A 17,750-nucleotide genomic window follows, 5' to 3' on the forward strand; every position below is an offset into this window, starting at 1 on the left:
CGCAACACTGCGGCCATACATTCAAGCCTACAGTGGAGCTTTCGTGAAATATTTTATGCCTTCGCTGGCGCTGTTCATCTCGATGAACTGCAGCGCAGAAACCTACACCATCGGCGTTGAACAAGCCGACTTTCTGCCCCACTACGGCGTTGATGAGCAATCCAGCTATCAGGGTTTTGCCCGGGATGTGCTGGATATGTTCGCCGAGCACGCCGGGGTCACGCTGGTGTATAAACCACTCCCGGTTCCGGATCTGCCCCATGTGCGCAGCTCATTCCGGCTGTCCAGCAAGACCGAACCGCAGGTGCTGGCACAGTTCGACGAGTTCCTTGCCTCCCGCCGTGCCGACATTGAGCAGCTGAAAAACGAATACAAGATCGAAGACAGCATCAATTCCGAGTATTTCGGGCTGGAGCAGTGGAAAATCGATTTCCTCAAGCGCCAAAAGGCCAAACAGCAAGCCGAAGGCTCCTGAACAATCCCGGCTATCGCCGGGGTGTACCGTGGTTTTCGGGCGTTTCCAGCTCCTCGTAGCCGGTAATCATCGGCTTGATATAGGCCGTCACCGTTTTGCCCATGGTGGCCATGTACACGTGGGCAATGACAAACACCAGCATGGCGAAGGCGGCGGCCGTGTGCACCAGGGCCACTGCCTCCAGGCTCAGAGCACCCGCCAGGGTTGCTGGCCAGTCGTTGTAGAACAGGTACAGCAAACCAGACGCCCAGATCACCGGCGAGATCACCAGTTTGAAGAACAGATAGGCCAGGCGTTGCAGCGGGTTATGTTTGGCCTGACTGGTTTTCCGGTAAGGGTGTTCTGCGCCGGTAAAGGTGCCAATCAGATAATAGTGCATCACCGCGAACAGCCCCTGGCGCGTGGGGATGTACTGTCGCCACTCACCGGTGGTGAAGTGCCAGAAAATGGCAAACAGCCAGAGCACGATCAGTGCCCAGGCAGCCAGGGTGTGAACCTGCACTGCGGTGCTGAACCGCAGGGTATCGAGGCTGCCATGAATGTTGAACCCGGTGAATAGCAGGACAAAAATCAGCAGCGCCTGGGACCAGTGCCAGAAACGCTCGAACCGTTTGAACATCAGAACGCGGCTCATTTGGCTTTCCTCCCTCTGAAGATGATCCGGGCCATGGCATGCACCAGCACACCAAAAACGGTGGCTGCCACTGCAAACCAGCCAATCCGGCCAAGCCAGGGATTACCGCTGTGGCCCGGCACATAGATACCGCCCAGCCCCGCCATTCGACTGTCCGCACCGTGACAGGCACCGCAACGCACCGCATCCTCTGCAGGGGCGACCATATGGGTGATTGGCCAGTGCATGGTGGTCTCAATAAAGGCAAACTCACCGCTGTAGGGCATACCGGACAGATCACTGCCCGCCTGTAAGGCCTTCTCCCAGCAGAAGTTCCGCCACAACGAGGTGTCATCAGCACCAAACACATGAGTGGCCAGCAAGGTTTCCCGCTGCACATCAAATGGCTGCTTGCCCCGCATCACCTTGAACGGCCAGATGCGGGAGTCCCGGTCGGCACCACTGCCTGCAACCCGGTTGATCGCCACCGGCGGATTGCTGATATCCAGCGGCTCGCCCACCAGGGTGTACTCAACCGTGCCATTGAACCAGGCGTACTCAGGCACCAGGTTTTCGCCGTGCCGGAAATCACCCTTCTCACTCAAATAGCTCGGATGGCCGTGATCATCCAGCTCTTTGATGGGTTTGCCCTCTGCATCCAGACGCCCGGCCGTTGACCAGTCCCACCAGGTTTTGGTGGGCACCCCGCCCCGGGCAAATGCCGGGATGTGGCAGGTCTGACAGGCCACGCGATCGACGTGATCATTAAGCTTGCTCTGCGGGTGAGGCGCCAGGCCATGGCAGGATTCGCAGCTGGCCCGGGAAAGGTCGCTGTGGCCCGGCACGTCGATGCCCAGAGTATCTCTGGCGTTCACCTGATACCGGCTTCCAGCAACCGAATGCCCCCAACTGGTGTGGCAATCCGAACAGGCGAAATCCAGGCCATCCGGCGACATATGCACATCCAGCTCGGGAGATGGCGAGGCCAGGGACGAGTCCAGATCGCCATGTTTTACCCCATCGGCACCGCCACCGTAGAAGTGGCAGCTGCCGCAGTTGGCCCGGTCACTCGGGCCCACCTTGCGGGCGATATCGGCCAGATTCGGCGGCTGTACCATCTTGCCACTGCCTTTCGGCCATTCCCGCGGCACATAAGTCGGATGCCCCGCCAGGGTCGGGAATTTCCAGTAATCTCCGGTGGTGTCGTGGCACACCAGACAATCCACCGCGTTATTGGCCTGGGGCGGTGGCTGATTCATATCCTGCCAGCCATAACCGATGTGGCAGGACGTACACCGGGGCTCGTTGGTAATGGCCATACCGCAAAAACTGTTGATGACCTTGTTTTTGCCCAGGGTCTGGCCGGTCTCGGGATGGTCGTACAACCAGGTCCAGTGGGTGGTCTGGCGGAGCTGTTTACCGGCTTCGGTGTGGCACTCCAGGCACGCCGCCGTCACATCTTCGGCCCGTTCAAACGGCCCTTCCAGTGCGCGGAACTTGCTGTGATCTGCGGTAGCGGGGGGACGTTCGACAGCCGAAGTGTTGAGGGCCAGAAGTAAACCGATAGACACCGCCACAAGGCGCCAAAGGTATTTTCCGTGAAGACGATGGGGGTTCATAACCTATGCCCTCTCTCAACTGACAACCTGATGACCTGTCACCCGGAATCCTTGCACGAAGCGCCCCGTAATCTGCGCGCTTTTGGGGTATTGCCAAGACCTAACCTACAACAGCCCTGCCACAGGGACAGTGACATTGTCACTGAACAGGGCCAGAAAGCTTTTTAGGATGTCGTGGTTAGACCCTCAACTCGTACGGAGTTTTATAATGACAAACCTGTTAAAAACATTTGCACTGGCGCTACTGGTTGCAATTTCTCCCCTGACCACCGCATCTGAAAAGGCCACCAAAATGGACGAAGTGCTCGTTATTCTGACCAGCAACTCCCTGCAAACCCAGGGCATGGCCATGGTACTTTCTAACACCATGGCCAATCAGGGTGCGAAAGTGAATGTACTGCTGTGCGATAAGGCAGGAGACCTGGCCCTGAAGTCTTATCAGTCCGAAGCCCTAGCGCCCAAAAACCTCACCCCGGGCCAGATGCTCCGAGGCCTGATGAAAGCTGGTGGCACCGTAAATGTGTGCGCTCTTTATCTGCCGAACAGTGACCACACCAAAGACGACCTGCTGGACGGTGTAGGTGTTGCTACTCCACCCGCAATGGCCGAACAAATGCTGGATAGCAACATTCGGACATTCACCTTCTGAGCCATCCCAGTACCCCAAAGCCCGCCTGGGAACAGGCGGGCTTTGTCAGTTACGGGCGAAAGATTTTTTCCGGGTTAGCTTTAGGAGCCCAGGGCAGGCCGGAATTCTGCCAGCCGTTCTTCACCCTCATACCCTGCTTTTCACCTTGTTTGACCGTGCTGCCCTGAAAACCGTTTTCAACGTATTTAACGTTGGAAAACCCGCGCTCCAGCAGATACTCCGCACTCGGCTTGCCCCGCGCAGAACCAGAGCGACACATGGTAATAATCAGAGAATCCCGATCCAGACCTTTGTCCGCCAGCGCCTGATCCACCTGAGCCACAAAGCCGTCGTTGATCTCCATGGCAAACACGCCTTTTTTCTCGTTCCAGCGGGTGCGATCAACCAACTGGAACGGGATATTACGATCCACGGCATCAGTGAACCCAATAAACATGATTTCCACAGGGTCGCGAACGTCGATAAACAGCATGTCGCTGCTTTGCTCCTGAACCATTTGCCAGGTTTGTTGCGGAGTCACCGCAAGCGCTTCCTCCGCCTGAACGGTTGTGGCGGCAAGGCCGAACGCCAGTACCGCGGATGCCAGCAGGGTCTTCATAATGAACTTCCTCAGTTACTTGAAAAAGACCCAAAAAGAATAACCTTATAACCGGATTTATGTAAGATCCGGGAGACATAAATCAGGCGTGGCGAATTGTCGCTGCAACGTCCATAAACTGCAGCGCACAAGAAAACTTGACGGTCGTCAATTTCACTTTCAACTCTTTACCGAAACGGCTGCATACAAATGTCGATTTGGTAATGTGAGCCAAGAGAGACCAGACCTTCTCACAAGGAGAAAGCGATATGATCAAGCGTCCACTGGCAACCGCCCTTGCCCTCAGCCTTGGCTTCACCGCCGGGTCTGCCATGGCAGATTCTCTGATGGATCGCGCCAACGGGCTGTTTGAACCTGTTCCCAAATACCCACCGGTGATTGACGGTAATGAGCTGACTCAGGCCAAGGTACACCTGGGTAAAATGCTGTTCTTCGAACCTCGCCTGTCTTCCAGCCATCTGATCAGCTGCAATACCTGCCACAACGTTGGCCTTGGCGGAGACGATGAACTGGCCACCTCTATCGGGCATGGCTGGCAGAAAGGCCCACGCAACGCACCAACCGTGTTCAACGCCGTCTTCAACGCCGCCCAGTTCTGGGATGGTCGGGCCGCAGACCTTGCCGAGCAGGCCAAAGGCCCGGTTCAGGCGGGCGTCGAGATGAGCAGCACACCGGAGCACGTCGTGACCACACTGCAAAGTATGCCGGAGTATGTCGAGCGCTTTCAGGATGCCTTCCCGGGCCAGGACAACCCGGTAACCTTTGACAATATGGCGGTGGCCATTGAAGCCTATGAAGCCACGCTGATCACACCAGACGCGCCTTTTGACCGCTTTCTGAGAGGCGATGCCAATGCCCTCAACGACAACGAAAAAGAAGGGCTCGCGCTGTTTATGGATCGGGGCTGCACCGCCTGCCACAGCGGTGTAAACCTGGGTGGCCAGGACTACCACCCGTTTGGCCTGGTCACCCGACCCGGTGGTGACATCCTTCCCGAAGGCGACAAAGGCCGGTTTGCGGTTACCGAAACCGCGTCCGACGAGTATGTATTCCGCGCGGCTCCGTTGCGTAACATCGAACTCACCGCCCCCTACTTCCACTCCGGTGCAGTCTGGGATCTGGAAGAGGCCGTGGCTGTAATGGGCACCGCCCAGCTGGGTACGGAACTGAAGGACAACGAAGTAAAAGCCATCACCGCGTTTCTGAAAACCCTCACGGGTGATGTGCCAGAGGTACGCTACCCACAACTGCCGCCGAGCACCGCCGAAACTCCACGCCCCGTGGACATGGTGCCCTGAGACTCAGCTCCTGATGCGACCAACAGGCGTACTGCAGAGCGCGCCTGTTGTTCTAGGCAAACCCGTTACCGATTGCCCCTTCGACCTTCTTCCGCTTGTCTAACTACCCTCCAAAACGCTATCGTCCTCGCTTTACCCACACAGGCGAGAGGCTATGAATCCCACCATCGAACTGCTGAAATCCCACCGCTCCATTCGCAAGTTCAAGGATCAGCCGATTCCGAGGGCACTGCTGGAAGAGCTGGTTCAGGCCGGGCAATGCGCCGCCACTTCCAGCCATGTGCAGGCATACAGCATCATTCACGTGATCAACCCGGAGAATCGGGAAAAGATCGCCGAACTGGCGGGCGGCCAAAGCTATGTGGCCAGCGCCGGGGCCTTTCTGGTGTTCTGTGCCGATATGAAACGCGCCACCGAGGCCGCCGAGCGTGCAGGCGCCGAAGTTACCCGGGGCATGACCGAGCAATTGCTGGTGGCCAGCATCGACACCGCACTGATGGCCCAGAACCTGGCCGTCGCCGCAGAGTCCGAAGGCCTTGGCCTGTGCTACATTGGCGGTATTCGTAATAATCCCGAGGCGGTGAGTGAACTGCTGCAACTGCCGGAACACGTTTACCCTGTATTCGGCATGTGCCTGGGGTATCCCGATCAGAACCCTGAGGTGAAACCCCGCCTGCCGCTGGCATCGATCCTGAAGGAAGATCGTTACGACAGCCGCAACGATGAGGCGCTGGTTGCCGAATTCGATGACACCATGCACCGCTACTACCTGGAGCGCACCGGCGGCAACAAGAACACCAACTGGTCGGAACAGCTGAAACCGCTGTTTACCAGCAAACTGCGGGCGCATATGAAAGGTTTTCTGGAAGGAAGGGGGTTTGGGCGGAAGTAACACTCCACCCGATCTTGCCAGCATCCCGGCCTTCAACGCATCGTGAACAATCTGCCGTCGTTCAGCAGGCACAGCTTTGGGGGCAACAATGCCCATCGGATAGCTCACTGTGATGTTGATACCCACACCCCAGGCGAAGGGTACGTCGTGGTAAATCGGCGGTGTGAACCCCGCTAATGAAATGATCGATCGCTTTTACTTGTATCACGGCTCTTTATATACAACTATTTATATATCAATGTATTCCTGACACACGCCTTATTTGTGCAATTTTTGCGCAGACGTTTTGAAGTCGGCTTGACTATCATCAACGCTCTCATACAAGGATTCCGGTAACTGCCATGACCAACGTTTATCTCTGTCATCCCCGCCGCTCTGCCATTGGCCGTTTCGGCGGCACTCTGTCCGGCACCCGCCCGGACGACCTGGCCGCTCACATCTTCCAGGCTGTGCTGGCTCAGGCCTGGGATCTTGACCCTGCGGCCATCGATGAAGTGATCATGGGCTCCGCCAACCAGGCCGGAGAAGACAACCGCAACGTCGCCCGCATGTCGGCCCTGCTGGCCGGATTACCGGTATCGGTGCCCGGCACCACCATCAACCGCCTGTGCGGTTCTGGCATGGATGCGGTGGGTACTGCATTCCGCGCCATCAAGGCCGGTGAAATGGAGCTGGTGCTGGCCGGAGGCGTGGAATCCATGTCCCGTGCCCCCTATGTCATGGGCAAGGCCGAGTCCGGATTTTCCCGCAGCCAGGCCATTGAAGACACCACCATCGGCTGGCGCTTCGTCAACCCGCTGATGAAGAAACAATATGGCGTGGATTCCATGCCCGAAACCGCCGAGAACGTAGCGGAGCGCTACAAGGTCTCACGGGAAGATCAGGATCTGTTCGCGCTACGTTCCCAGCAGAAAGCGGCCAAAGCCCAGGAAGATGGCATCTTTGCCGAAGAAATCGTTCCGGTTGCCATTCCCCGCCGGAAGCAGGACCCATTGATGTTCGATACCGACGAACACCCCCGACAGACCACTCTGGAGAAACTGGCGGCTCTGCCCACGCCCTTCCGGGATGGCGGCAGCGTAACCGCAGGCAACGCCTCGGGCGTGAACGACGGTGCTGCTGCCATGCTGGTGGCCAGTGAATCTGCCGTCAACAGCCACAAACTCAAGCCCATGGCGAAGATTCTGGGTATGGCCACGGCCGGAGTTGAGCCCAGAGTGATGGGTATTGGCCCGGTGCCAGCCGTGCGCAAACTGCTGGACAAGCAGGGTATGTCCATCGACGACATTGATGTGATTGAGCTGAACGAAGCCTTCGCCGCGCAGGGCCTGGCGGTGATGCGGGAGCTGGGCATTGCCGATGACGACCCACGGGTAAACCCGAACGGCGGTGCCATTGCCCTTGGCCATCCGCTGGGCATGTCCGGCGCCCGGCTGATGATGACCGCCGCCCACGAGCTGCAGCGCCGGGGTGGCCGCTACGCCCTGTGCACCATGTGTGTGGGTGTGGGCCAGGGCATTGCGACCTTGATTGAAAGGGTCTGAAGAACCCACCGGTTAACCACGTCGCTGGTTGTTTTGCATCCACAACCAGCGACGGATCCGCTTCATGTTTTATTCGCCAAACTACAATAATGAGGTAATTAAACAATGTCCGCTGCCAATCACGACTTCAACTGGGAAAGCCCGCTGCTGCTGGACGATCAGCTGCTTGAAGAAGAACGCATGGTGCGGGATACCGCACGCCAATATGCCCAGGATCGCCTGGCCAGCCGGGTTCTGGAAGCCTTTCGCCATGAAAAAACCGACCCGGAAATCTTCCGTGAGATGGGCGAACTTGGCCTGCTCGGTGCCACCATTCCGGAACAGTATGGTGGTGCCGGCCTGAACTACGTGAGCTACGGCCTGATTGCCCGGGAAGTTGAGCGAGTGGACTCCGGTTACCGCTCGATGATGAGCGTGCAGTCGTCACTGGTGATGGTGCCGATCAACGAATTTGGCTCTGAAGAGCAAAAGCAGAAATACCTGCCGAAACTGGCCAGCGGTGAATGGATCGGCTGCTTCGGCCTGACCGAACCAAACCACGGCTCCGACCCCGGCAGCATGGAAACCCGCGCCAAGAAAGTGGACGGCGGTTATCTGCTGACCGGCAGCAAGATCTGGATCACCAACAGCCCGATTGCCGATGTATTTGTGGTCTGGGGCAAAACCGAAGACGGCAAGATTCGCGGTTTTATTCTCGACAAGGGCATGAAAGGCCTGAGCGCACCCGCAATTCACGGCAAGGTCAGTCTGCGGGCATCGATTACTGGCGAGATCGTGATGGACGATGTGTTCGTGCCGGAAGAAAACCTGCTGCCGGGCGTGACCGGACTGCGCGGCCCCTTCACCTGCCTGAATTCCGCCCGCTATGGCATTGCCTGGGGCGCCCTGGGGGCTGCGGAATTCTGCTGGATGGCCGCCCGCCAGTATGTGCTGGATCGGAAACAGTTCGGCCGCCCCCTGGCCGCCAACCAGCTGATCCAGAAAAAACTGGCCGACATGCAGACTGAAATCACTCTGGGCCTGCAGGGTTGTCTGCGTCTGGGCCGCATGAAGGACGAAGACACCGCCGCGGTAGAAATCACGTCCCTGATGAAGCGCAACTCCTGCGGCAAGGCACTGGAGATTGCACGCACCGCACGAGATATGCTCGGCGGCAACGGTGTATCTGACGAATACGGTGTAATCCGCCATATGGTGAACCTGGAAGCGGTGAACACCTACGAGGGCACCCACGATGTTCACGCCCTGATTCTGGGCCGGGCGCAGACGGGTATTCAGGCCTTCTACTGACCCTCACACAACTGGCACTGACCTACGGTAGCTAGCCAAAGGCGGCATAGTTGCAAGCGTGCAGTTGCCTACAGGCTCTGAGTAAAACGCCAACCAAACAACAAAGCTTGCCAGGAATCACTCCAGAGCAGGCTTCTTAACACTCCGGAGCGTTCCAGATCAAACAGACGCTTCGGAGCGGGGCGCCATGCGCGAGATGGGGTACATAAGCACCACCAGAACAACCGCCAGGAACAGCCAGGCCAGGCTGAACTCACCCAATGGCAAGCCGAGTAATCTGGGTACACTGCCACCGGTTTCGCACGTTCAGCAGAGGATGGGCGAGGCGACGCTGGAGCCAGACGAATATCAGTAGCGCAAGAACTGCGACAAGGGGAACCGTTATCCGACGCATCAATCCAAATTCTTCGTGTTGAAGACCGTTCAGCGCTTCAAGGCCGAATAACACCACCACACGTAGCAGCATCAATCCGGCCAGATCAAACCGGTAACGGGGCGGGCGCTCGGTTTTCACCGGCAGAAAACGCCCGGCCAGAACTGCGGCCAGTGCCGTAACCGGCACCGGGGCATAAAAGACATAGCGCCAACTCAGGGCATCAGTTAGAACACCTCCGATAACCGGCCCAAGAGCGGGCGCCAGAACCACTCCAAAGCCGTAATAACCCAGCATTCTGCCCCGCTGATTTATCGGAAAAATACGGAAAATCAGATACATAGCCATTGGCTACATCAACCCGGACAATGCCCCAAGCGCAAAACGCGACGCAAACAGCAACGAGACATCAGTACTAAGACCTCCAGCCACAGAGATCACAGAGAACGCCGTCATCACCAGCATGGTGGCGGCACGAACACCAATATGATCCAGCACCCAGGTAGAGCAAAGCATCGCCAGCGTCATCGAGGCAACATATCCGGTGGCCAGCCAGTGCACCTGCCCCTGCCCAAGATCGAATGCGACCATGATATCTGCCAGCGCGACGTTTATAGACGTCGCGCTGAGCACCGTTGCCATAGTAGCCACCATCATGGTGCCTACCGCGTACCAGCGCCAGCGCTCGCCATAGCTCTGCCTGAGCTCATCTACCCTGAGACCAGCCACAACACCTCCAGTTATGATTTACCTACAGACGATATCATTATTTATCTATGTAAATCTATTTATAAGAATGCGGATGCTGTAAACTGGAATCGATTCGACACGTTTACTCCATACCAGTCAGACTGACTGGATAATAACCACCCCAACTCATAACATGAGGGCTTTCAGCGGGAGGTCGAATCCGGACATCCAATGCGGCTCACCACTGAAAGCTGGTCAGGAAAGCCACGCAACTCATTTCAGGTGTATATATGATTTTCAACACTACAACTTACCTGGTTCTTGGCATTCTGCTTCGGGAACCCAAGTCCGGGTATGACATCGTCAAGGAGCTCGCCTCGTTCCGGCCTGCCAAATCCAGCCAGATTTACCCGATTCTGGCCAAGCTGGAAGCAAACGGCTTTGTCGACTGCACCCAGGTGCAACAAGATGGCAAACCTAACAAAAAGGTTTACTCCGTCACCTCAACCGGCAAGGCAAAGCTTGAAGCCTGGCTGGACACTGAGCCAGAGCCCCCTGTTATTCGAGACGATTTTCTGTCTATGGTGTACTCCGTCTGGATCAAAGAGCCCGAAACCCTTGAACGGCTGATCAAAGATCGCAAAACCTACATGGAACAACGCCTGGACTTTTTCACAGAAAAGCTGGCAGTAATGGAAGCCAGTTTTCCCGCAGATATCCATAACTTCTACAGCTGGCGCCACTGTACCCGGCTGCTCTACAGCCGCCGGATTGCCATGACCGCACAGGAAATTGAATGGTGCAACGACGTACTGAAAGACCATGCACTTGCCAGGCGAACAACTGAAGCCTGATCACCTGTCCACGGATCTTCTTGCCTAGATAACGGGTGTAAAAATCCTCAAAGACCTCGGTCTGATTTGACACACAGCCCGATAGAAAGTCTTATTGTGTAAACAATGGGATTGCACCGTAATACCCCTTCAGCCCCGATTTCGGGGCTTTTTTGGCTGTCCGCCATGAACGCCGAGGCAAAGTAACAATGAACCACGAACACGATCTTTTCCTGCAAGCCACCCGGATGCACCGCGCCGGCACCAAGATCTTTGGCCGTGGGCTCAAAGAGATCGGCATGACCCACGGACTGGCGGCCGTATTGCTGCACCTGGAGAAAATCGGTGAGGACTGCAACTGCCGGGAACTGGCCAGCAGCCTGGAAATCGAGCCCCCCACCCTGGTGGTGCTGCTGCAGAAGCTGGAACACCTGAAGCTGATTCACAAGCGGCCAAAACCCGGCGCCAAGCGCAACACCCAGATTTTCTTCACCGCCGAAGGCAAACGCACCCTGGTGCAGGTAAAGGACATTTACAACCAGCTGTGCGACATCCTGCTCAAGGGCGTAAACCCCGACCACCTGGCCCTGGCCACCGAAGTTCTGGAAGCTGTTTATGCCGCCCAGTTGACGGCCAGCGGGCTAACGCCCCCGGAGTAACCGGCCCCGGGTTACTCAGGCGTCCTCCAGTATCAGCACCACAAGCTCCTTTGGCCCGTGCGCGCCGTAGGCAAGCACCTGTTCAATATCCGCAGTTTTTGACGGGCCGGAAACCAGCAGCAGATTGGTTGGCATTTCACTCGCCCAGCCTTGCTCCTGCATCAATTCATAAAGATTATCCCGAATCTCGCTGGCCCTGAGCAGGGCAATATGCAGTGGCGGTAACAGACTCATCAATCGAGGTTCATGGCGATCCGGCCAGAGCACCAGCGAGCCGGTGGCGGCAATACCACCGGCGGTGCCGGTGAGGCTGGCCTCCACCTGCCAGAACAGCTGATCTTTCCAATCCTCAGCGGGGCGGTCATAGGCCAGCAGGGTTGGCCCGGCCGTCACCGCCTGCCAGTGCCGGGCAAGCTGCCTGCCGTGGGCCGTTTCTGGCGCATACAGCAGGTTGCCGACGTTCCGGGTCGCCAGTAGCTCCTGCACCTTTACCGGCCAGTCCGCCATGGTCACCGGATGCACTTCGGTGTGCACCGCCTCCATCAATGACCGCAACCGCGTTACCCGCTCCTGAGCAGAGTACTGCCAGGGCCGGGTAACCAGCGCTTCGTCAAAATCGTCGGGCCTTGGCCGGGTGCCGTTCAGGCCTGCGCGAAGCTTGTTCAGGATACGATCCCGTGCGCTCATGTTCTGCCCCCCTGTTTGTTGTGATCCCGCACCAGATCGTGCAGGGATCTGGCGGCGGGCATGGGTGGCGCATGATTTTCTGTCCAGGGCCCCAGTTGCCGGGGGGTCAGCTTACGCAACCGGGTGGCGGCCCACAAAAACCAACGGTAGAGCCGGGGCGAACGATTCAGCAAAGCCCAGCCCCACCACACGGCCCGCTCGCTGCGGGAGAATTTCGCGCCGCCATCTTTGACCCGGGACTGACCGGGCGCCACCACGTTTTCCTGCCGCAATCGTTGCAGCAACTCCGGTATCGGAATCTTCACCGGGCACACCTCACCACAGGCACCACACAAGGAGGACGCACTGGGGTGATCCGGCACCTTGTGCAGGCCCACCATGTGCGGTGTGACGATCTTGCCAATGGGCCCGGGGTAGACTTCGCCGTAGGTGTGACCACCCACCCGGGTATACACCGGGCAATGGTTCATGCAGGCACCGCAGCGAATGCAGTTCAGGGTCTGGCGCAGCTGGGCATCGGCAAAGGCGCTGCTGCGGCCATTGTCCAGCAACACCAGATGCACTTCTTCCGGGCCGTCCAGTTCACCCGGCTGGCGGGGGCCGGAGATCATATTCACATAGGTGGTGATGGGCTGGCCCAGTGCCGAACGGGTCAATAAAGACAGCAAAGGCACCACGTCGCGCAGATTTTCCACCACTTTTTCGATGCCGGTCACCGCAATATGCACCGGCGGCGCGGTGGTGCTCATGCGGCCGTTGCCCTCGTTTTCCACCAGCAGCAGGGTGCCGGTTTCGGCAATGGCAAAATTAACGCCAGATACGCCAACGTCGGCCTCCAGAAATTTTTGACGCAAGGCACGGCGGCCGATCTGGATCAGTTCGTTCACGTCGTCAGTTTCGTCTACGCCGAGCTTATCGTGGAACAGCCTGGCCACCTGAAACCGGTTTTTATGGATGGCAGGCATGATGATGTGAGACGGTTTTTCACCGTCCAGCTGGACAATGTACTCGCCCATATCCGACTCCAGGCACTCAATATTGCGCGCGGCCAGGTAGTCGTTCATCTCCATTTCTTCGCTGACCATCGACTTGCCCTTCACCACCTGCGAACCCTTCCGTTGCTCGATGATGCGGTGAACAATGCGGTTGGCCTCTTCGGTGGTTTCGGCCCAGTGTACCTGAACGCCGTTGTCGGTCAGTTTGGCTTCCAATTGCTCCAGTAAGTCGGGTAGCCGGGACAAGGCCCGGGCTTTGATGTGATTGCCCAGTTCCCGCAGGCCTTCCCGTTCCTGCTCATCGGCAAAGGCATCGGCACGCTTTTGCATCAGCGAGTCCATGGCCACCCGGAAATTGCTACGCAGCTGACCATCGGCCAGAGCTTCAGCGGCCCGGCTGCGAAAATCGCCAGTCAGATTCTGTGCCGGGATACGCTCACTCATGACCTTGCCTCCCCACTGATCCGATGCCACAGAAAGCTGGCCAGGTGCCGGCCCCGGAAGGTCTGTCGCTGCTTCTCCAGGGAGCCGTTGATGTTGAGCAGGCAGCCACCATCGGCGGTGACCATCTCGGCAGCTCCGGACTCCATCAGCGCGCGGGTCTTGTCCAGCACCATGGCACCGGACACTTCCGGCATCCGCACCGAGAAAGTGCCGCCAAAACCGCAGCACTCGCTTTCATGGTCATGATCCAGACGCTCGACATTGGCCAGTTTGGCCAGCAGGGCCCGGGCATGCCGATGGGTGTTCATTTCCCGGCGGGCCGAACAGGAAGTGTGCAACGCAACCCGGGTAGGCTCGCCAAGATCCTGCCAGTCCACCTTGCACACATGCAGCAGGAATTCGGTCAGCTCGAAGGTGCGTTCCGCCAGATCGTTTACCCGTACCAGGGTTTCAGGCTCATCGGCGAACAGTTCCCGGTAGTGCTGCCGGAACATGCCAGCACAGGAGCCGGACGGCACTACCACCAGCAGGCCATTATCCAGAAGCTCAAGCTGGGCCCGCGCCACCGACCGGGCCTCATCGGCATAGCCGGATGTCCAGGCGGGCTGACCACAGCAGGTCTGGGCCTGGGGATAATCTACGGCGATGCCCTCACGCTCCAGCAGGCGAATCGCATCCAGCCCGGCTTCGGGGAAAAACATGTCCACCACACAGGTGCCATAAAGAATCACCCGCCCGGGCTTGGCCGGATAGCGCCGCTCGGTCGGGCGCGCCGGGGCCACCCGGGTGGCATTAGGGGCGGCATCGTAAAACAGCTCACGCATGGGTGCTGGCCTCTTAGCCTCTTATTGTCTGGCCTACTTTACTGGCTCCGCAGGCCCGCCATCAGTCACCAATAGTATAAGGGCGCCGATGCCGGATTGCCGAGCGCATAAATAGTGGGGCCAGAAACACAAACACCGGGCCAGGCCCGGTGTTTGTGTTGGCGCCAGAGCGCCTTCTTCATTGCTGCTTCAACCGGCAGCGACTGGCTCAATCGCTGACCGGTGATTCCTTGATGGCATTGCGCATCCGGCGGCGCAAAATCGGGCCGACCAGGTACGGCAGAATCAATCCCAGGCCAGCCACCAGCCAGAGGCCTTTAGCCAGGCCACTCTGCCACAGAATGCTCCAGTCACCATCCGACAACACCAGGGCGTGGCCCAGGTTTTTCTCCATTTCCGGCCCCAGCAACAGGCCGAGGATGATCGGCACCAACGGGATTTCCAGCTTGCGCAGGAAGAATCCGGCCACGCCGAACACCACCATGAAATAGAGGTCGAAGGTGCTGTGGCTGATGGAGTAGATGCCAACAAAAGCCACCATAGTGACAATCGGCAGCAGGTACATCGGTGGCACCGACAGCAACTTCACAAAGAAACCCACCATCGGAATGTTCAGCACCAGCAACAACACGTTACCAATCAGCAGTGCCGCGATCACGCCCCAGACAATATCCGCGTTCTGAGTGAACATCAGCGGGCCCGGGGTAATGTTCAGCGAAATCAGCATCGCCAGCAGCACCGCGGTGGTGCCGCTGCCCGGCACACCCAGGGTCAGCATAGGTACCAGCGCACCCGATGAGGCACCGTTGTTACCGGCCTCCGGCGCGACCACGCCCCGGATGTCGCCTTCGCCAAACTTGCCCTTCTTGCCAAGCACCTGCTTTTCCAGGGTATAGCTGATGAAGCTACCCAGAGACGCGCCAGCACCCGGCAATACACCGGCGATAAAGCCCAGCACGCCGCCCCGGAACTGGGATGGCAAGGTGCTGACGATTTCCTTGAAGGTCAGGCTCAGTTTGCCCACGCTCACCTTGTCACGACCGCCACCCATCCGATGCTCAACAAAGAACAGCAACTCGGAAATGGCAAACAGCCCGACAATCGCGAGGATGAAATCGATGCCCTCGTACAGCTCCAGCACATTGAAGGTGTACCGCTGGGTACCGGTGGAAATGTCGATGCCCACGGTTGAAATCATTATCCCCAGCGTGGCCGCAATCACGGTCTTCATCGGGTTCTTGCCGGTAATTCCGCCAAGGGTGGCGAACGCCAACAGGAACAACGCAAAGTACTCGGCCGGGCCGAAAGTCAGCGCAAACCTTGCCAGAATGGGGGCCAGCATGATCAAACCAATGGTACCGATCAGGCTGCCGGTAAAAGAGGCAATGGCAGACGCGGCCAGGGCATCGGCCGCCCGGCCGTTGCGGGCCATGGGATAGCCGTCCAGGCAGGTCATCATGGCTGGCTCATCACCGGGAATGTTCAGCAGAATCGAGGAAATCCGGCCGCCGTACATGGCACCGGCATAAACCGCGGTCAGCAGAATCATGGCCGTTTCTGGCGGCAGGCCAAGGGTGAAGGCCAGCGGAATCAGAATTGCCACGCCGTTGGCAGGCCCCAGGCCCGGCAGACAGCCGATCAGAGTGCCCACGAAGGCACCGAACAGGGCAAACATCAGGTTGTACGGTGTAAACGCCACCGCAAACCCGTCCATCAAAAAGCCGAGGGTTTCCATCAATGCACCTCCAGCAGGCCAGCTGGCAGGCTCAGAGACAGCCCGTAGTTAAACAGCACAAACACCACCACAGCACTGATCAGCCCGGTCAGGAAGGCCCGCAGTGGTGCCGCCCCCATGCGCCAGCTCAGCACTCCCACCGCCAGAGTGGTGGAAATAATGAAGCCCAGCGGCTCCAGCAGGAGCGCATAGACCACCAGTACCACCACCGACACCAGCAGTTCCAGTGCGGACTTACCCACCGGCCAGTCGGCGTCCGGGTCGGGTTTGATCATCAGGTACAGACTGCCAGCCACCAGCACCACCGAGAGAATGGTCGGAAAGGTTTCCGGCCCCACCCCCTCGGCACCGCCGAAGGGCTCGGGCCACTGTTGGGCAGCCCAGCCGTAGGCCACGGCCAGGACCAGCAGGCCCAGGCCGAGAATGCGATCACCAAGCCCTGTCATTTCAGGAGCCCTATCTCACGGGACAGGTTTTCGATGTCCTGAACCTGATTTTTCACGAAGCTCTCAAACTGATCCGCTGGCGGATGGAACGGAATCAGCCCGTTGCTGGCCATGATCTTGCGCCATTCTTCGCTGTTGTACAGTTTGTCGACAGCTTCCACCCAGTACTTGCGGGCTTCCTCATCGGCACCTTTGGGCATATAGAAACCGCGCCAGTTGGGGCCAACGGCATCAATGCCCTGCTCTTTGGCGGTCGGCAGATCACTGAACTTACCCGGCAGGCGCTCGTCGGCCAGTACCGCCAGAATGCGCAGGTCACCAGATTCCATAAAACCGGTGGTTTCGGAGATGTCACCGGTGAAGGCATCCACCTGGCCACCAACAACCTGGGTCATGGCTTCGCCACCGTTGTTGTACGACAAGTAAGGAATGCGTGGCAGTTTGTCTGCCCCCGCTGCCTTGGCCGCAATCAGAACCTTCAGGTGATCCCAGCCGCCCCGGGCACTGCCGCCCGCAAACTTAACGGACCTCGGGTCGGCTTTCACCGCATCCATCAGCTCGTTCAGATTCTGATACTTGGAATTCTTACCCACTGCGATCACACCGTAGTCGGCACCCAGCGCGCCCACCCAGGTAACCATATCGGCGGTCATCTTTGGAAACTGCTTCTGCGCCAGACGGGTGGTGGTAGCGGTTGATGCAGCCACCAGCAGCTTGTTGTCGTCGGCGCGCTTGCTCACCGTGTGGGCGTAGGCAACACCACCGCCCGCACCGGCCATGTTTACGGTTTGCACGCTGCCGTCCACCAGCCCGAGCTCCTGCATCACATTACCAACGCTACGGCAGGTAAAGTCCCAACCGCCGCCGGGATCTGCCGGTGCCAGGCACTCAACCTTGCCAGACGGTTGCCAGGCCATGGCCGACATGGAAAATACGGCCGCAGCCGCAAAACACAGGGATCGTTTAATAAACACGGTTGTCACCTCTCAGTTTGTTTTTGTGTTTCACTCGGAAACTGGTACCCCACGGCAAATCGGCCGTAAGGGAGATCGACTATTGACAGCGTAGAAGTTAAACAGCGTCAGG

General features: G+C 58.2%; 17 protein-coding genes and 1 pseudogene. 8 read left to right on the plus strand and 10 right to left on the minus strand.

The features are described from left to right. Nucleotides 1-43: 43 nt before the first annotated feature. The gene (locus C7H09_RS01335; RefSeq protein WP_338064006.1) at nucleotides 44-475 is read left to right on the plus strand and encodes a hypothetical protein; all 432 of its coding nucleotides are present in this window, start codon (nucleotides 44-46) and stop codon (nucleotides 473-475) included. 10 nt (nucleotides 476-485) lie between these two features. Here C7H09_RS01335 and C7H09_RS01340 read toward each other — a convergent pair whose 3' ends face one another. Next, nucleotides 486-1,109 (minus strand): cytochrome b/b6 domain-containing protein, encoded by a 624-nt coding sequence (locus C7H09_RS01340; RefSeq protein WP_106760860.1) that lies wholly within the window; start codon nucleotides 1,107-1,109, stop codon nucleotides 486-488. Then, nucleotides 1,106-2,707, minus strand: coding sequence for a tetrathionate reductase family octaheme c-type cytochrome (locus C7H09_RS01345; protein WP_106760861.1), 1,602 nt, complete (start codon nucleotides 2,705-2,707; stop codon nucleotides 1,106-1,108). The genes C7H09_RS01340 and C7H09_RS01345 overlap by 4 nt, the downstream gene beginning before the upstream one ends. A gap of 208 nt (nucleotides 2,708-2,915) precedes the next feature. Between C7H09_RS01345 and C7H09_RS01350 the strand changes: the two genes are divergently transcribed. After that, a complete protein-coding gene (locus C7H09_RS01350; RefSeq protein ID WP_106760862.1) occupies nucleotides 2,916-3,356 on the plus strand; it encodes a DsrE family protein in 441 nt (146 codons plus the stop codon). A 49-nt stretch (nucleotides 3,357-3,405) separates the two neighbouring features. Here C7H09_RS01350 and C7H09_RS01355 read toward each other — a convergent pair whose 3' ends face one another. Further along, the gene (locus tag C7H09_RS01355; protein ID WP_106760863.1) at nucleotides 3,406-3,954 is read right to left on the minus strand and encodes a rhodanese-like domain-containing protein; all 549 of its coding nucleotides are present in this window, start codon (nucleotides 3,952-3,954) and stop codon (nucleotides 3,406-3,408) included. Nucleotides 3,955-4,202: 248 nt separating this feature from the next. On the opposite strand from C7H09_RS01355, the gene C7H09_RS01360 reads away from it, so the two are divergent. From C7H09_RS01360 to C7H09_RS01375, 4 genes are all read left to right on the plus strand, one after another. Next, nucleotides 4,203-5,252, plus strand: coding sequence for a cytochrome-c peroxidase (locus C7H09_RS01360; protein ID WP_106760864.1), 1,050 nt, complete (start codon nucleotides 4,203-4,205; stop codon nucleotides 5,250-5,252). Between the two features lie 154 nt (nucleotides 5,253-5,406). After that, nucleotides 5,407-6,144, plus strand: coding sequence for an oxygen-insensitive NADPH nitroreductase (gene nfsA, locus C7H09_RS01365; RefSeq protein ID WP_106760865.1), 738 nt, complete (start codon nucleotides 5,407-5,409; stop codon nucleotides 6,142-6,144). A 341-nt stretch (nucleotides 6,145-6,485) separates the two neighbouring features. Next, on the plus strand, nucleotides 6,486-7,688 hold the full coding sequence (gene pcaF, locus C7H09_RS01370; protein ID WP_106760866.1) for a 3-oxoadipyl-CoA thiolase: 1,203 nt from the start codon (nucleotides 6,486-6,488) through the stop codon (nucleotides 7,686-7,688). Between the two features lie 105 nt (nucleotides 7,689-7,793). After that, a complete protein-coding gene (locus C7H09_RS01375; protein ID WP_106760867.1) occupies nucleotides 7,794-8,978 on the plus strand; it encodes an acyl-CoA dehydrogenase in 1,185 nt (394 codons plus the stop codon). A 253-nt stretch (nucleotides 8,979-9,231) separates the two neighbouring features. Here C7H09_RS01375 and C7H09_RS20470 read toward each other — a convergent pair. After that, nucleotides 9,232-10,008, minus strand: a pseudogene (locus tag C7H09_RS20470) (MFS transporter). Between the two features lie 323 nt (nucleotides 10,009-10,331). On the opposite strand from C7H09_RS20470, the gene C7H09_RS01390 reads away from it, so the two are divergent. Further along, entirely contained in the window at nucleotides 10,332-10,895 is a 564-nt protein-coding gene (locus C7H09_RS01390; RefSeq protein WP_106760870.1) for a PadR family transcriptional regulator, read from the plus strand. 188 nt (nucleotides 10,896-11,083) lie between these two features. Next, entirely contained in the window at nucleotides 11,084-11,533 is a 450-nt protein-coding gene (locus C7H09_RS01395; protein ID WP_106760871.1) for a MarR family winged helix-turn-helix transcriptional regulator, read from the plus strand. Between the two features lie 15 nt (nucleotides 11,534-11,548). Here C7H09_RS01395 and C7H09_RS01400 read toward each other — a convergent pair whose 3' ends face one another. The 6 genes from C7H09_RS01400 to C7H09_RS01425 form a co-directional block, all read right to left on the minus strand. After that, nucleotides 11,549-12,220 (minus strand): LutC/YkgG family protein, encoded by a 672-nt coding sequence (locus tag C7H09_RS01400; protein WP_106760872.1) that lies wholly within the window; start codon nucleotides 12,218-12,220, stop codon nucleotides 11,549-11,551. Next, on the minus strand, nucleotides 12,217-13,659 hold the full coding sequence (locus tag C7H09_RS01405) for a LutB/LldF family L-lactate oxidation iron-sulfur protein (RefSeq protein WP_106760873.1): 1,443 nt from the start codon (nucleotides 13,657-13,659) through the stop codon (nucleotides 12,217-12,219). Before C7H09_RS01405 ends, C7H09_RS01400 begins: the two co-directional genes overlap by 4 nt. Further along, complete coding sequence (locus tag C7H09_RS01410; RefSeq protein WP_106760874.1) at nucleotides 13,656-14,483, minus strand: (Fe-S)-binding protein; 828 nt, start codon at nucleotides 14,481-14,483, stop codon at nucleotides 13,656-13,658. The genes C7H09_RS01405 and C7H09_RS01410 overlap by 4 nt, the downstream gene beginning before the upstream one ends. A gap of 208 nt (nucleotides 14,484-14,691) precedes the next feature. Next, the gene (locus C7H09_RS01415; protein ID WP_106760875.1) at nucleotides 14,692-16,218 is read right to left on the minus strand and encodes a tripartite tricarboxylate transporter permease; all 1,527 of its coding nucleotides are present in this window, start codon (nucleotides 16,216-16,218) and stop codon (nucleotides 14,692-14,694) included. Beyond that, nucleotides 16,218-16,664, minus strand: coding sequence for a tripartite tricarboxylate transporter TctB family protein (locus tag C7H09_RS01420; protein WP_106760876.1), 447 nt, complete (start codon nucleotides 16,662-16,664; stop codon nucleotides 16,218-16,220). The genes C7H09_RS01415 and C7H09_RS01420 overlap by 1 nt, the downstream gene beginning before the upstream one ends. Then, on the minus strand, nucleotides 16,661-17,638 hold the full coding sequence (locus C7H09_RS01425) for a Bug family tripartite tricarboxylate transporter substrate binding protein (protein WP_106760877.1): 978 nt from the start codon (nucleotides 17,636-17,638) through the stop codon (nucleotides 16,661-16,663). The genes C7H09_RS01420 and C7H09_RS01425 overlap by 4 nt, the downstream gene beginning before the upstream one ends. Nucleotides 17,639-17,750 lie beyond the last annotated feature (112 nt).

Source organism: Marinobacter fuscus (assembly GCF_003007675.1).
Lineage (GTDB): Bacteria > Pseudomonadota > Gammaproteobacteria > Pseudomonadales > Oleiphilaceae > Marinobacter > Marinobacter fuscus.

Excerpts from the sequence above, each read along its gene's own strand:
- C7H09_RS01390 (WP_106760870.1), top strand. The coding sequence starts at position 10,332 with ATGATTTTCAACACTACAACTTACCTGGTTCTTGGCATTCTGCTTCGG.
- C7H09_RS01375 (WP_106760867.1), top strand. The coding sequence starts at position 7,794 with ATGTCCGCTGCCAATCACGACTTCAACTGGGAAAGCCCGCTGCTGCTG.
- C7H09_RS01355 (WP_106760863.1), bottom strand. The coding sequence starts at position 3,954 with ATGAAGACCCTGCTGGCATCCGCGGTACTGGCGTTCGGCCTTGCCGCC.
- C7H09_RS01360 (WP_106760864.1), top strand. The coding sequence starts at position 4,203 with ATGATCAAGCGTCCACTGGCAACCGCCCTTGCCCTCAGCCTTGGCTTC.
- pcaF (WP_106760866.1), top strand. The coding sequence starts at position 6,486 with ATGACCAACGTTTATCTCTGTCATCCCCGCCGCTCTGCCATTGGCCGT.
- C7H09_RS01410 (WP_106760874.1), bottom strand. The coding sequence starts at position 14,483 with ATGCGTGAGCTGTTTTACGATGCCGCCCCTAATGCCACCCGGGTGGCC.
- C7H09_RS01415 (WP_106760875.1), bottom strand. The coding sequence starts at position 16,218 with ATGGAAACCCTCGGCTTTTTGATGGACGGGTTTGCGGTGGCGTTTACA.
- C7H09_RS01420 (WP_106760876.1), bottom strand. The coding sequence starts at position 16,664 with ATGACAGGGCTTGGTGATCGCATTCTCGGCCTGGGCCTGCTGGTCCTG.
- C7H09_RS01350 (WP_106760862.1), top strand. The coding sequence starts at position 2,916 with ATGACAAACCTGTTAAAAACATTTGCACTGGCGCTACTGGTTGCAATT.
- C7H09_RS01345 (WP_106760861.1), bottom strand. The coding sequence starts at position 2,707 with ATGAACCCCCATCGTCTTCACGGAAAATACCTTTGGCGCCTTGTGGCG.
- nfsA (WP_106760865.1), top strand. The coding sequence starts at position 5,407 with ATGAATCCCACCATCGAACTGCTGAAATCCCACCGCTCCATTCGCAAG.
- C7H09_RS01340 (WP_106760860.1), bottom strand. The coding sequence starts at position 1,109 with ATGAGCCGCGTTCTGATGTTCAAACGGTTCGAGCGTTTCTGGCACTGG.
- C7H09_RS01395 (WP_106760871.1), top strand. The coding sequence starts at position 11,084 with ATGAACCACGAACACGATCTTTTCCTGCAAGCCACCCGGATGCACCGC.
- C7H09_RS01405 (WP_106760873.1), bottom strand. The coding sequence starts at position 13,659 with ATGAGTGAGCGTATCCCGGCACAGAATCTGACTGGCGATTTTCGCAGC.
- C7H09_RS01400 (WP_106760872.1), bottom strand. The coding sequence starts at position 12,220 with ATGAGCGCACGGGATCGTATCCTGAACAAGCTTCGCGCAGGCCTGAAC.